Here is a 13,725-nt window from a genome sequence, read left to right as displayed (position 1 = left end):
TGGTTCAGGCGTCGCTGGCAGGGCCTGCCGCTTTCGAGCGGGCGCGATCCTTGGCGGCCTTGGCCTCGGCGGCCAGGCACTCCAGGCAGAACTGCTCGGCGTAAGACATGAGAATTTCGGTGGTGTCGCCCTTGATCGTACGCGAGCCCGCGAGAATGTAGCGCATGCGTTTTTCAGTGACGCCGATGCGCAAGGCAATCCAGGCCGGCGTCTGGCCGATGCGGTCGACCAGTTTGTTGGCGTACTCGGTGGAGTGGTTGTAGCGCTCGGCATTGGGGAACATAGGGGGTCCATGAAGAGTTGAGGCAGAGCGGCAGGTTACTCCTTTTCGTGCGGCGGGCTTGTTTTTAACCCAACCTTGAGCCGCCTGCGAGCAGCCACAAGGTTGGATATGCCTGAATGCAGGGCTGCGACGCAAGGGTCTATGGGCCAACCCATCTATCCCTGACTGTCCCAGCTTGTCCGAGGACATTGACTTGGCAAAGGGTGATGTAATATCCGTGACTTGGCTCTAGATTTTTAAATGTGTATTGGGCATAGGTAATGGGAAGTAACGTTGATTCTAGTGCTGAGCCAACAGGTTTGCCTTTGTTGTCAGCTTTATAAATACAGACTTCATAATTTACGCCGTGAGGCGTTCTTTTCGTCCAGCCGACCGTTATGCTGTCCTTCCCGCTGAAACCAGAGCGTTCCGAACCAACAAAACTTGGCGCACCAGGAACAGGGGCCGCACCTGTATTGCCAGAGAACAGCGCACTTTTCGACTTCAGCCCTATACTATCTACCGCATAAACCGATCCTTTGAAAGCTCTATCAAAGCCCAACTTAAAAGAAACGTGCGGCCACACCACATACCTGTCCTGATGGTGTGCTGTTTTAGTTTCTCCGTTGACGACGGCGACATAATGGGAAACTGCAAAATTATCGGTAGACTTAAAGGACACGACCAAAGATCGACTGTCCGGGTAGTATTTACTCCCCACCACTGGCGTAGAAGGAGGGGTGAGTGATGCCTTTCTTATATTGGACTCGATGCAATTCTGTACGATATTTGTAACTTCAAAAAAATCGACATTGATAATATTGGCTTTTTTTAGCCACTCCGAATCTGCGGAGAACCATTCGTTAATGGCCGATCCGAGTTTTTCCGGGCCGTAGAGCTTGGAATACTTGACAACTTGCAGTGAGCGCAAATGATCCGGCGGGTAAAGGCTGTGTATTGTCTTCCCAATATATTCCCTTACCTCAGCCAAGCGGGGCAGGTCCTTACCGACCCAATCACGGCGGACATGACCCCAGAACATAGGGCCGCTCACCTCTCCCCAAGCAAGAATGATATTTCTTCCAGGATACCGCAGATTTATTTCTCTAAGAGTCAGATCCTTGGCTGCGGGGGGAATCAATAGGTCTGACAAGCCATCCACGAGCTCACTTTTTATGGCCTCCCACCAAAATTCGCCAAGTTGGGAGTCTGTGTGATTGAGATCAAAAATAATGATTTCATTATTTCGAGCACCCCCCTCGGTTAAAAACATTCGGCAATCGTAAATTAGATTTTTTAGGGTTCTACTTGACTCGATAGGCCCGTGATAGAAGTTGAATGCAACGGCATCATGGTACCGGTGCATACGCAGGCGCAAGTCCAACACGCGAATACCACGCTTTAGCTGGTAATAAAAGGAGTCTTCTTGACAGGCAACCCATCCCTCTTCAAAGCCGCCCACTCCTTTTTTATCCACTCCCGCGTTATGCGCAGAAGGAAGTGCCAACTGATGAAGTTTAAGGGTACCGAGCACCCCCCTGTTGTCGGTCATCCAAGTATCTGTTCTGTACATGCCTATACCCTCTTTGCGGCGATTAAAGTTAGTCCCCCCCTATTACAGACTCCCATAAAATTGGTAACTGTCGAGTGGACAGGCATCCAATCTAAGCGCAATGCCGCAGGAGCGATACCGTTAGACATAAGCTGATTTCATTTTAATATTCCAGGACTTATTGCGAGTCCATTAAGTGCGGGTATACATTTTCCAACAAGTGCATACGGTCGTTTTCCGCGAGATACAAATGCGGTGGCGAGGGAGCTTGCTCCCGCTGGCTGCGTAGCAGCCCTGGAAGATATGGCAATGAGGATCGCGTAGCCATGTTGGGGCTGCTGCGCCGCCCAGCGGGAGCAAGCTCCCTCGCCACGGATGCTCCCACCGCGCGGCCATTCGACTAATGTCTTAGACCGGTCATCGCACAACCAGCTCGCTCAGCGGAGCCTTTCCAGGCCAAGGCAGCATGCCCTTAAACGTCAGAGACACCCACTATCACCGGCTACCGGCAAGAAAAATCGCAGTAATGGCCAGTTGACAAGAATCACCCGCCACCAAATAATCCCTGCCATGTTGTACGACGACGTATAACAGATAAAAACAACAAAAAAGCAAGGGAGCGTCAGAGTGAGCACACGTGTCCGTTTTTCGCCCAAGAACCGTCCAACCCGTCCTTTTTCCCCATCGAATGTCGCCCTGGGCCTGATCAGTTGCAGCAGCCTGGCCATGTTCCTGCCCATGACTGCCAGCGCCGCAGGTTTTGTCGATGACGCCAAAGCCACGCTGAATCTGCGCAACGCCTATTTCAACCGCAACTTCGTCAACGACGCCGCCGCCCAAGGCAAGGCCGAGGAATGGACTCAAAGCTTCATCCTCGACGCCAAGTCCGGTTTCACCCAGGGCACGGTCGGTTTCGGCGTGGACGTGCTCGGCCTGTACTCGGTCAAGCTCGACGGCGGTCGTGGCACCGCCGGCACGCAGTTGCTGCCGGTGCACGACGACGGTCGTCCGGCCGATGACTTTGGTCGTTTGGGCGTGGCCCTCAAGGCCAAAGTCTCGAAGACTGAATTGAAAGTCGGCGAGTGGATGCCGGTGCTGCCGATCCTGCGTTCCGACGATGGCCGCTCCCTGCCGCAAACCTTCCAGGGCGGCCAAGTCACTTCCACCGAGATCAACGGCCTGAGCCTCTATGGCGGTCAGTTCCGTGGCAACAGCCCGCGTAACGACGCGAGCATGGAAGACATGTCGATGAACGGCCGCAGCGCCTTCACTTCCGACCGTTTCAACTTCGGCGGCGGCGAATACGCCTTCAACGAAAAACGCACCCAGGTCGGTGTCTGGTACGCGGAACTGTCCGACATCTACCAGCAGCAATATTTCAACCTGACCCACAGCCAACCCATGGGCGACTGGACCCTGGGCGCCAACCTGGGCTACTTCACCGGCAAGGAAGACGGCAGTGCCCTGGCCGGCGATCTCGACAACAAGACCGCGTTCGCCATGCTCTCGGCCAAATACGGTGGCAACACCTTCTACGTCGGCCTGCAGAAAGTCGGCGGCGATGACGCCTGGATGCGCGTCAACGGCACCAGCGGCGGGACCCTGGCGAACGACAGCTACAACTCCAGCTACGACAACGCCAAGGAAAAATCCTGGCAGCTGCGCCACGACTTCAACTTCGCCGCCGTCGGCGTGCCGGGCCTGACCCTGATGAACCGCTACATCAGCGGTGACAACGTGCACACCGCCACCGTCGATGACGGCAAGGAATGGGGCCGCGAGACCGAGCTGGCTTATACCGTGCAGAGCGGTGCGCTGAAGAGCCTTAACGTAAAATGGCGTAACGCATCGATTCGTCGCGACTTCAGCACCAACGAATTCGAGGAGAACCGGATCTTCATCAGCTACCCGATTTCGCTGCTGTAACGGAAGGATTCAGCCTGGGCGCATCCCATGGCAATCTACGGCAAGGACGCCGTTCCAGAGCGGTTCGTCGATCAAACGTTGACAAGGCAGCAGAAGGATAAGGATATTCGCCCTCGGTCGTACGACAACTTATAACAACTGTACCTCTCACTGTTTGCTCAGGTAATGCCATGACCACGACACAGATTCGCCACCCTTTCAATCGCTTGCTGTTGACCGGCGCCGCCGGCGGCCTTGGCAAAGTCTTGCGCGAACGTCTCAAGCCTTACGCCCGCCATATTCGACTGTCGGACATTGCCAACATGGCACCGGCCATCGACGAAAGCGAAGAAGTGGTGCCCTGCGACCTGTCGGATAAACAGGCCGTGCACCAATTGGTGGAAGGCGTCGACGCCATCCTGCATTTTGGCGGTGTGTCGGTCGAGCGTCCGTTCGAAGAGATCCTCGGCGCCAACATCAGCGGCGTGTTCCATATTTATGAAGCCGCGCGCAAACACGGCGTCAAGCGCGTGATCTTCGCCAGTTCCAACCACGTCATCGGCTTCTACAAGCAGGACCAGGCCCTCGACGCCCTCTCCCCTCGCCGTCCGGATGGCTACTACGGCCTGTCCAAGTCCTACGGCGAAGACATGGCCAGTTTCTACTTCGATCGCTACGGCATCGAGACCGTGAGCATCCGCATCGGCTCGTCATTCCCGGAACCACAGAACCGCCGGATGATGAGCACCTGGCTGAGCTTCGACGACCTCACCCAACTGATCGAATGCTCGCTCTACACCCCGAAAGTCGGCCACACCGTGGTCTACGGCATGTCCGCCAACCGCGACGTCTGGTGGGACAACAGCCATGCCGCGCACCTGGGCTACCAGCCCAAGGACACGTCGGAAATCTTCCGCGCCAAAGTCGAAGCCCAGCCGATGCCGGCCGAGGATGACCCGGCCAGGATCTACCAGGGCGGCGCCTTTGTTGCTGCCGGCCCGTTCGACAACTGATTCGCCTGTTTCATGGGATACACACGAACCAAGGAATCGCCATGCAAGCCGAATTGATTGTCGACGCACGCAATGCCGTCGGGGAAAGCCCCGTGTGGGTTCCCGAGGAAAATGCCCTCTATTGGGTGAACATCCCCAGCGGCGGCCTGCAACGCTGGAACGCCAGCACTGGAAAAATCCAGGGCTGGGAAGCACCGGAAATGCTCGCCTGCATTGCCCGTCACCAGGACGGCGGCTGGGTCGCGGGCATGGAAAGCGGTTTCTTCCGTCTGCAGCCCAATGACGATGGCAGCCTGGACAGCGAGCTGTGCGCCAGCGTCGAGCACAGCCGTACCGACATGCGCCTCAACGATGGCCGCTGTGATCGCCAGGGCCGTTTCTGGGCCGGCAGCATGGTGCTGAACATGGGCGCCAACGCCGACGAAGGCCGGATGTACCGTTTTGACGCCGGGCAAAGCAGCCCGGTCGAGCCACAGCTCAGCGGTTTCATCGTACCCAACGGCCTAGGCTTCAGCCCCGACGGACGGACGATGTACCTCTCCGATTCGCACCCGTTGATCCAGCAGATCTGGGCCTTCGACTACGACATCGACAGCGGCACCCCGTCCAACCGGCGGCTGTTCGTCGACATGATGCCCCTGGCAGGACGGCCGGACGGCGCAGCGGTGGATGCCGATGGTTGCTACTGGATCTGCGCCAATGACGCCGGGCTGATTCACCGCTTCACCCCGGACGGACGCCTCGACCGTTCGCTGGAAGTGCCGGTGAAAAAACCGACCATGTGCGCCTTCGGCGGCAGCCAGCTCGATACCCTCTTCGTCACCTCGATCCGTCCGGGTGACGACAATGATCCGCAATCCCTGGCCGGCGGCGTGTTCGCCCTCAATCCCGGCGTCAAGGGCCTGGCTGAACCTGCTTTCGGAGGACGGAAACACTCCGCGAACTGATCTGCTTTGCCGCTTCACATCGATAGACATAAAAACAACAACACTGGAGATTGACCATGAATTTCAAACGCACGCTTCTGATCGCGGCCCTGCCCCTGGCCTTCCTGGCGCAGGCGGCACACGCACTCGATATCAAGATCGCCGACATCCACCCCAAGGGCTACCCGACCGTGGTAGCCGAGGAATCCATGGGTAAAACCCTGGAAAAGGAGAGCAACGGCGAACTGAAGTTCAAGTACTTCCCTGGCGGCGTACTCGGCTCCGAAAAGGAAGTCATCGAGCAGATGCAAGCCGGCGCGATCCAGATGTCCCGCGTCAGCCTGGGCATCGTCGGCCCTGTGGTGCCGGACGTGAACGTGTTCAACATGCCATTCATCTTCCGCGACCAGGCGCACATGCGCGCCGTCATCGACGGTGAGGTCGGCGATGCGATCCTCGACCGGATCACCAACTCCGAATTCGGCCTGGTGGCCCTGGCATGGATGGACGGCGGCACCCGCAACCTCTACACCAAGAAGCCGGTGCGCACGCCCGAAGACCTCAAGGGCATGAAAATCCGCGTCCAAGGCAACCCGATGTTCATTGAGATGATGAACGCCATGGGCGGCAACGGCATCGCGATGGACACTGGCGAGATCTTCAGCGCCTTGCAGACCGGCGTGATCGACGGCGCGGAAAACAACCCGCCGACCATGCTCGAGCACAACCACTACCAGAACGCCAAGTTCTACAGCCTGACCGGTCACCTGATCCTGCCTGAGCCGATCGTGATGTCGAAAATCACCTGGAACAAGCTCACCCCAGAGCAGCAGGACATGGTGAAAAAAGCGGCCAAGGCTGCCCAGGCTGAAGAGCGCGTGCTGTGGGACAAGAAGTCCGCCGCCAGTGAAGAAAAACTCAAGGCCGCCGGCGTCGAGTTCATCACCGTCGACAAGAAACCTTTCTACGACGCCACCGCGCCGGTCCGGGCCAAGTACGGTGCTCCGTATGCCGACCTGATCAAGCGCATCGAAGCTGTCCAGTAAGGCCTCTCAATCTGTATTCATGAAACGGCTGGGCGCGCCTGCGGTTAAAAGGCGCGCCCGGTTACGGTGGAACCCGATGAAGAATTTGCTGCTGCGTATCAACGACACGATTTACATGACTTGCATCTGGGTCGCCGGCCTGTCTGTCCTCGCCGTTGCGCTGATGATCCCTTGGGGCGTGTTCGCCCGCTACGTCCTCGGCACCGGCTCAAGCTGGCCGGAGCCCACCGCGATCTTGCTGATGATCGTATTTACCTTCATTGGTGCTGCTGCCAGCTACCGCTCCGGCTCGCACATGGCCGTGGACATGGTCACCAGCCGCATGCCCCCGCACCTGCAAACCCTGGCTTCGGTGTTCACCCAGCTGTTGATGGCGGCGGTATGCATTTTCATGACTGTCTGGGGCGCCAAGCTGTGCATGACCACCTGGAACCAGTTCATGAGCGCCATCCCTACCCTGCGCGTTGGCATCACTTACATGCCGATCCCGATCGGTGGGTTCCTGACCCTTATTTTTGTCCTGGAAAAACTCTTGCTGGGTGATCAAAGCAAGCGTCGGGTCGTGCAGTTCGACCTGGTTGAAGAAAACGAAGGTGCCGTTTAATGGACGCTCTGATTCTGCTGGGCAGTTTTTTGCTGTTGATCCTGATCGGCATGCCGGTCGCCTACGCGCTGGGCGCTGCCGCCCTGATCGGGGCATGGTGGATCGATATTCCGTTCCAGGCCATGATGATTCAGGTAACGGGCGGGGTGAACAAGTTCTCGCTGCTGGCCATTCCGTTCTTCGTCCTGGCCGGCGCGATCATGGCCGAGGGCGGCATGTCCCGCCGATTGGTGGCATTCGCCAGTGTGTTGGTAGGCTTCGTGCGCGGTGGCCTGTCTTTGGTCAACCTCGTGGCCTCGAGTTTTTTTGGCGCGATCTCCGGCTCCTCGGTGGCCGATACCGCCTCGGTCGGCTCGGTGCTGATCCCGGAAATGACACGCCAGGGCTACCCGCGTGAGTACGCCACCGCCGTCACCGTCAGTGGTTCGGTACAAGCGCTGCTGACGCCGCCAAGCCACAACGCGGTGCTGTACTCGCTCGCCGCTGGCGGCACCGTCTCCATTGGTTCGCTGTTCATGGCCGGCATCGTCCCCGGCATCATGATGAACCTGTGCCTAATGGCGCTGTGCCTGGTTTTTGCGAAAAAGCGCAATTACCCGAAGGGCGAAGTGATTCCGCTCAAGCAAGCGTTGAAGATCTGCAAGGAAGCCATGTGGGGCATGATGACCCTGTTCATCATCCTTGGCGGCATTCTCTCGGGTGTGTTCACCGCCACCGAATCGGCCGCGATTGCCGTGGTGTGGGCATTCTTCGTCACCATGTGCATCTATCGCGACTACAAGTGGAGCGAGTTGCCAAAACTGATGCACCGTACGGTACGCACCATCTCCATCGTGATGATCCTGATCGGCTTCGCCGCCAGCTTCGGCTACATCATGACGCTGATGGAAATCCCGGCGAAGATCACCACCGCGTTCCTGACCCTTTCGGACAACCGCTACGTGATCCTGATGTGCATCAACGTGATGTTGCTGCTGTTGGGCACCGTGATGGACATGGCACCGCTGATCCTGATCCTGACACCGATCCTGATGCCAGTGATCGTCGGCATCGGCGTGGACCCGGTGCAGTTCGGCATGATCATGCTGGTGAACCTAGGTATCGGCCTGATCACACCTCCGGTGGGCGCGGTACTGTTCGTCGGTTCCGCCATCGGCAAGGTGAGCATCGAAAGCACCGTCAAGGCCCTGCTGCCGTTCTACGCCATGCTGTTCCTGGTCCTGCTGTTGGTGACCTACGTTCCTGCCATTTCGCTGTGGCTGCCGAATCTGGTGTTGTAACCCCAACAGTGAGCAAGCCCCCTTGTGGCGAGGGAGCTTGCTCCCGCTGGACTGCGCAGCAGGCCCCTCCGGTGTCAATCGGGGCGTCTGCTTCGCAGCCGAGCGGGAGCAAGCTCCCTCGCCACAAAAGCTTTCAGCCCTTACAAAAAAGACGCCGCCATGACACCACCTCTCCTTCATCTCGAAGACGAACTCACCCGACTTACCCTGGCCCCGCACCTTGGCGCCAGTCTGGTTGAATGGACATTGCGCAGCACCGGTGCGCCGTTGCTGCGCCCGCCCGCACCACAAGCGCTGGAAAACCGCCTGCCAGGAAAACTCGGCTGCTTCCCGTTGATCCCCTGGTCGAACCGGATCGCCCAAGGCGGTTTCGACTGCCCGGGCGGCTGGCTCGCCCTGGAAGCCAATAGCCCCAACGATCCCTTTCCGATCCATGGCAGTGCCTGGCAGCAGCCCTGGCAGGTCACAGAACGGACCGACCAGGAAGTCTTGCTGCAGCTGGACAGCCAAACCCCGTTCGCCTATTGCGCCAGCCTGCGGATCCGCTTGAGCGGCGGCCAACTGCAAATCGCCCTGCACGTCACCCACATGGCCGAACAGGCTGCCTGGCACGGGTTGGGGCTGCATCCGTACTTCCCGCGCACTGCCCGCACCCGTCTGCAAACCCGCGCCAGCGATGTGTGGATGTGCGATGCCTCGAAACTGCCAACGGAACTGAGGGACATTCCCTCGGAGTGGGATTTCCAGCAACTTCGGTCATTGCCCGACACCCTCGTCGACAACGGCTTCGGCGGCTGGGACGGACAATGCCTGATCCAGCAACCGGACCTGGGTTATGAACTGGAATGTCGCGCCAGCGGCAGCGAATATTTCCTGTTGTACTGCCCCGTCGGTCTGGATTTTTTCTGCATCGAACCGGTCAGCCATCCGGTCAACGCGCATCACCTGCCAGGACGGCCGGGGTTGCGCTTGCTGGAGCAAGGGCAGTCGGTGGCGTTGGGGTTTTCGATGCAGTGCCGGGAGTTATAAGCACCACGCGATCTACGTGGCGAGGGAGCTTGCTCCCGCTGGCCCGGTCCGACGCCTCGGGCGAAGCAGGCCCATCCATTATCAAGCCTGGCGTCTGCTTCGCAGCCGAGCGGGAGCAAGCTCCCTCGCCACAAAAGCCTTCTCCTCCGCTAAGCCCGTAGCAACATGAACCCCGCCACCGCCAGACACACCCCGGCAAACCCCACCTGCAACGCCCGCGCTGGAACCTTCGCCGAGAAGCGTCGCCCCAAAGTCATTCCGACGATGCTCGCCGCAATGAACGCCGCCCCGACCCGGTCGATGCTGACCCCGGCATGAAACGCGCCCACCACGCCGATCAACGAAATCAGGCTGATGACCATCAAGGAGGTGGCGACAATGCCGCGCATCTGCACGTCGGTCAGTTGCTTGAACGCCGGGACTATCAGGAAACCGCCACCCACCCCCAGCAGGCCCGAAACCATGCCCGTGACCGCGCCCAACGCCGACAGCGTGGCGGTGCAGCGGGCGGTCCAGGCCAGGCGCCCGGTCTGCTGATCCAGCATGCAGTTCTTCTGGCCCCAACTTGCCGCGCCGTGGTCGCTGGGTCCCGGCTGCGGGGTTTCCCGGCGCAGCATTCGCGCCGCCACCAGCACCATCAGCAGGCTGAACAGAATCATCAGGATTTTTTCTGAAAGCTGGTGGGCGAAATAGACACCCACCGGCGAGAACACCGCGCCCAGCAGCGCGATGAGCAAGGCCGCGCGGTAACGCACCAGCCCATGGCGCAACCCATCGATGGCGCCGACAGCTGCGGCGCTGCCCACCGCAAACAACGCCACCGGCGCGGCCTGGGTCATGCTCCAACCCAGGCCCAACACCAACGCCGGCACGGCCAGAATTCCGCCGCCCGCCCCTGTCAGGCCAAGGATCAGGCCCATGATCACACCAAAAAAACTTGCCAGTAACATAACCGTCTCTCAAGCCGCGCACGCCTGTTGTCAGGTGTGATCGCATTTGCAGGACGCGGTGGCCCTCACTTAAGCTGCGGACCATATGTTGTAAGTCCCAAACGTTGCAACCCGCTATTCATAGATTGGTATAGGACGAGCGAGCTTGCTCCCGCTGGGCCGCGTAGCAGCCCCTTTCATGAGTTCTTCCCGCACAGGTTCGTTGTCATGCCCGCGCAGATCCAAAGCTTCCTCGACCCCGCTTCAAAGACCTATACCTACGTGGTGTATGAACACGCTGGCGGGTCCTGTGCGGTGGTCGACCCGGTGCTCGACTACGACCCGGCATCAGGCCGCAGCGGCACGGAGCAGGCCGATCGGGTGATCGCTTTCGTGGCTGAACACCAGTTGACAGTGCAATGGCTACTGGAAACCCACGCCCATGCCGATCACTTGTCCGCCGCTCCTTACCTGCGGGGGAAACTGGGCGGCAAGATCGCCATCGGCGAATCCATCCATCAGGTACAGAGTGTCTTCAAGACGCTCTTCAATCTCGAAGCGCAATTTGCCGTGGATGGTTCACAGTTCGATCACCTGTTCGCGGCCGACGAATCTTTTTTTATCGGCAACCTCAAGGCCACCGCGCTGCACGTTCCCGGCCACACCCCGGCGGACATGGCCTACCTGATCGATGGCGATGTGATCCTGGTGGGTGACACGCTGTTCATGCCTGACGTGGGCACTGCCCGCTGCGACTTCCCTGGCGGCGATGCCCGTCAGCTCTACGCTTCGATCCGCAAGCTGCTGGCCTTCCCTGCCGGCGTGCGGCTGTACGTGTGCCACGATTATCCGCCGGAGGGCCGCGAGCCCCAGTGCATGAGCACCGTGGGCGAGCAGCGCCAGCACAACATCCATGTTCGCGACGGCATCGACGAGAACGCGTTCGTGGCCATGCGCACCCAGCGCGACAAGACCCTGGGCATGCCGACGCTGCTGTTGCCGGCGATCCAGGTGAATGTGCGGGCAGGCCATTTGCCGCCGGCGGAGGGTAATGGCGTGACCTATCTGAAGATTCCAATCAATCAGCTCTAGATCACCCCATATCCAATGTGGGAGCGAGCCTGCTCGCGAAGGCGGTGGGTCAGCTTGCATTGATGTCGGATGTAATGGCCTCATCGCGAGCAAGCTCGCTCCCACAGGGATCGGCGGCAGTCACATTGCCCGGTCACACCATAAATCCAATGTAGGGGCGCAGCCTTTCAGGTACCCAGCGTCAACCCGTTGGCCGGCAGCGGCAACGCGGTCTTGTAGCGCACCTGCTTGAGGGCGAAGCTTGAGCGGATGTTTGCCACCCCGGGGACTTTGGTCAGGAAATCCATCATGAACCGCTCCAGCGACTGGATGGTCGGCACCAGCACACGGATCAGGTAATCCGGGTCGCCCGCCATCAGGTAGCACTCCATCACTTCCGGCCGGTCGGAGATCGCCTCTTCGAAGTGCTGCAGCGCCTCTTCCACCTGTTTCTCCAGGCTGACATGGATAAACACGTTGACGTGCAGGCCGAGCAGGTCGGCATCCAGCAGGGTGACCTGCTCACGAATCACTCCCAGTTCCTCCATCGCCCGGACCCGATTGAAGCACGGCGTCGGCGACAGGTTGACCGAACGGGCAAGGTCGGCATTGGTGATGCGAGCGTTTTCCTGAAGGCTGTTGAGAATGCCGATGTCGGTGCGATCCAATTTGCGCATGAGACAAAATTTCCTGTTTCTTATCGTTGTGCAGATTTTTTATCTGCAAATCATCTAAACAGCAAGCCAACAGAGAAAAAAATTCTTCTACGTCGAGCCTATGATTGTTGTAGGACAATTTCCCACCTACCCAGGGAAATTCGTCAGCTAGCGCGCCCACTACAAGAAATTCACAAGATCGAGCGTAGAAAGCCATGAACCCAGCGTACGAACCGCTACGCCTGCACGTCCCCGAACCTTCGGGCCGTCCCGGCTGCAAGACCGACTTCTCCTACCTGCATCTGACGGATGCCGGCACGGTGCGCAAACCTCCCATCGACGTCGAACCCGCCGACACCGCCGACCTGGCGCGCAGCCTGATCCGCGTGCTCGACGACCAAGGCAACGCCTTGGGCGAGTGGGCCGAGAATGTCCCTGTCGAGATTCTGCGCAAGGGCATGCGCGCCATGCTCAAGACACGCATCTACGACAACCGCATGGTCGTCGCCCAGCGCCAGAAAAAAATGTCGTTCTACATGCAGAGCCTTGGCGAGGAAGCCATCGGCAGCGCCCAGGCCCTGGCCTTGAACATCGACGACATGTGCTTCCCCACCTACCGCCAGCAAAGCATCCTGATGGCCCGCGAAGTGCCGCTGGTGGACCTGATCTGCCAACTGCTGTCCAACGAGCGCGATCCGCTCAAGGGCCGGCAGTTGCCGATCATGTATTCGGTCAAGGATGCCGGTTTCTTCACCATTTCCGGCAACCTCGCCACCCAGTTCATCCAGGGCGTGGGCTGGGGCATGGCCTCGGCGATCAAGGGCGACACCAAGATCGCCTCGGCCTGGATCGGCGACGGCGCCACTGCCGAATCGGACTTCCACACCGCCCTCACCTTCGCCCACGTCTACCGCGCCCCGGTGATCCTCAACGTGGTCAACAATCAGTGGGCGATTTCCACCTTCCAGGCGATTGCCGGCGGTGAAGCCACCACTTTCGCCGGACGCGGCGTCGGCTGCGGCATCGCCTCGCTGCGGGTCGATGGCAACGATTTCATCGCCGTCTACGCCGCGTCGCGCTGGGCCGCCGAACGGGCTCGCCGCAACCTCGGTCCGGCCCTGATCGAATGGGTCACCTACCGCGCCGGCCCGCACTCCACATCTGACGATCCTTCGAAATACCGCCCCGCCGATGACTGGAGCCACTTCCCGTTGGGCGACCCGATTGTGCGCCTCAAGCAGCACCTGGTGAAGATCGGCCAGTGGTCCGAAGAGGAACACGCCGCCGTCACCGCCGAACTCGAAGCCGAGGTGATCGCCGCGCAGAAAGAAGCCGAGCAGTACGGCACCCTCGCCGGCGGGCAGATTCCGAGCGCCGCGACCATGTTCGAGGACGTCTACAAAGAGATGCCGGAGCACTTGAAGCGCCAGCGTCAGCAGTTGGGGATCTGAC

General features: G+C 59.4%; 13 protein-coding genes. 9 read left to right on the top strand and 4 right to left on the bottom strand.

Translation table 11 applies throughout. The features are described 5' to 3' along the window. Positions 1 to 4: 4 nt before the first annotated feature. Both J3P96_RS11070 and J3P96_RS11065 read right to left on the bottom strand, forming a co-directional pair. A complete protein-coding gene (locus tag J3P96_RS11070) occupies positions 5 to 283 on the bottom strand; it encodes a hypothetical protein (protein ID WP_305500342.1) in 279 nt (92 codons plus the stop codon). 139 nt (positions 284 to 422) lie between these two features. Next, the gene (locus J3P96_RS11065) at positions 423 to 1,835 is read right to left on the bottom strand and encodes a hypothetical protein (protein ID WP_434657061.1); all 1,413 of its coding nucleotides are present in this window, start codon (positions 1,833 to 1,835) and stop codon (positions 423 to 425) included. Between the two features lie 606 nt (positions 1,836 to 2,441). On the opposite strand from J3P96_RS11065, the gene J3P96_RS11060 reads away from it, so the two are divergent. The 7 genes from J3P96_RS11060 to J3P96_RS11030 all read left to right on the top strand — a co-directional run bounded on the left by J3P96_RS11060 (position 2,442) and on the right by J3P96_RS11030 (position 9,617). Next, positions 2,442 to 3,740: an OprD family porin gene (locus J3P96_RS11060; RefSeq protein WP_434657059.1), complete on the top strand. Its 1,299-nt coding sequence runs from the start codon at positions 2,442 to 2,444 to the stop codon at positions 3,738 to 3,740. A gap of 170 nt (positions 3,741 to 3,910) precedes the next feature. Next, on the top strand, positions 3,911 to 4,732 hold the full coding sequence (locus J3P96_RS11055) for an NAD-dependent epimerase/dehydratase family protein (RefSeq protein ID WP_434657055.1): 822 nt from the start codon (positions 3,911 to 3,913) through the stop codon (positions 4,730 to 4,732). 41 nt (positions 4,733 to 4,773) lie between these two features. Continuing rightward, positions 4,774 to 5,679 (top strand): SMP-30/gluconolactonase/LRE family protein, encoded by a 906-nt coding sequence (locus J3P96_RS11050; RefSeq protein WP_434573457.1) that lies wholly within the window; start codon positions 4,774 to 4,776, stop codon positions 5,677 to 5,679. A 56-nt stretch (positions 5,680 to 5,735) separates the two neighbouring features. Further along, positions 5,736 to 6,704: a TRAP transporter substrate-binding protein gene (locus J3P96_RS11045; RefSeq protein WP_434573455.1), complete on the top strand. Its 969-nt coding sequence runs from the start codon at positions 5,736 to 5,738 to the stop codon at positions 6,702 to 6,704. A gap of 76 nt (positions 6,705 to 6,780) precedes the next feature. After that, positions 6,781 to 7,308 carry a TRAP transporter small permease gene (locus J3P96_RS11040; protein ID WP_434573453.1) on the top strand — a complete coding sequence of 176 codons (528 nt, stop codon included), beginning with the start codon at positions 6,781 to 6,783 and terminating at the stop codon, positions 7,306 to 7,308. Further along, positions 7,308 to 8,588 (top strand): TRAP transporter large permease, encoded by a 1,281-nt coding sequence (locus J3P96_RS11035; protein WP_434657052.1) that lies wholly within the window; start codon positions 7,308 to 7,310, stop codon positions 8,586 to 8,588. The genes J3P96_RS11040 and J3P96_RS11035 overlap by 1 nt, the downstream gene beginning before the upstream one ends. 159 nt (positions 8,589 to 8,747) lie before the next feature. Further along, complete coding sequence (locus tag J3P96_RS11030) at positions 8,748 to 9,617, top strand: aldose 1-epimerase (protein WP_434657050.1); 870 nt, start codon at positions 8,748 to 8,750, stop codon at positions 9,615 to 9,617. 149 nt (positions 9,618 to 9,766) lie between these two features. Here J3P96_RS11030 and J3P96_RS11025 read toward each other — a convergent pair whose 3' ends face one another. Next, positions 9,767 to 10,567 carry a sulfite exporter TauE/SafE family protein gene (locus tag J3P96_RS11025; protein ID WP_434657048.1) on the bottom strand — a complete coding sequence of 267 codons (801 nt, stop codon included), beginning with the start codon at positions 10,565 to 10,567 and terminating at the stop codon, positions 9,767 to 9,769. Between the two features lie 207 nt (positions 10,568 to 10,774). Between J3P96_RS11025 and J3P96_RS11020 the strand changes: the two genes are divergently transcribed. Next, positions 10,775 to 11,638, top strand: coding sequence for an MBL fold metallo-hydrolase (locus J3P96_RS11020; protein ID WP_434573445.1), 864 nt, complete (start codon positions 10,775 to 10,777; stop codon positions 11,636 to 11,638). A gap of 167 nt (positions 11,639 to 11,805) precedes the next feature. Here J3P96_RS11020 and bkdR read toward each other — a convergent pair whose 3' ends face one another. Next, complete coding sequence (gene bkdR / locus J3P96_RS11015) at positions 11,806 to 12,294, bottom strand: Bkd operon transcriptional regulator BkdR (protein WP_003202929.1); 489 nt, start codon at positions 12,292 to 12,294, stop codon at positions 11,806 to 11,808. A gap of 194 nt (positions 12,295 to 12,488) precedes the next feature. Between bkdR and J3P96_RS11010 the strand changes: the two genes are divergently transcribed. Next, on the top strand, positions 12,489 to 13,724 hold the full coding sequence (locus J3P96_RS11010; protein ID WP_434657045.1) for a 3-methyl-2-oxobutanoate dehydrogenase (2-methylpropanoyl-transferring) subunit alpha: 1,236 nt from the start codon (positions 12,489 to 12,491) through the stop codon (positions 13,722 to 13,724). Position 13,725 lies beyond the last annotated feature (1 nt).

This window comes from Pseudomonas sp. R3-56, from assembly GCF_051132075.1.
Lineage (GTDB): Bacteria > Pseudomonadota > Gammaproteobacteria > Pseudomonadales > Pseudomonadaceae > Aquipseudomonas.
This window is presented reverse-complemented; position numbering and strand designations above follow the sequence as displayed.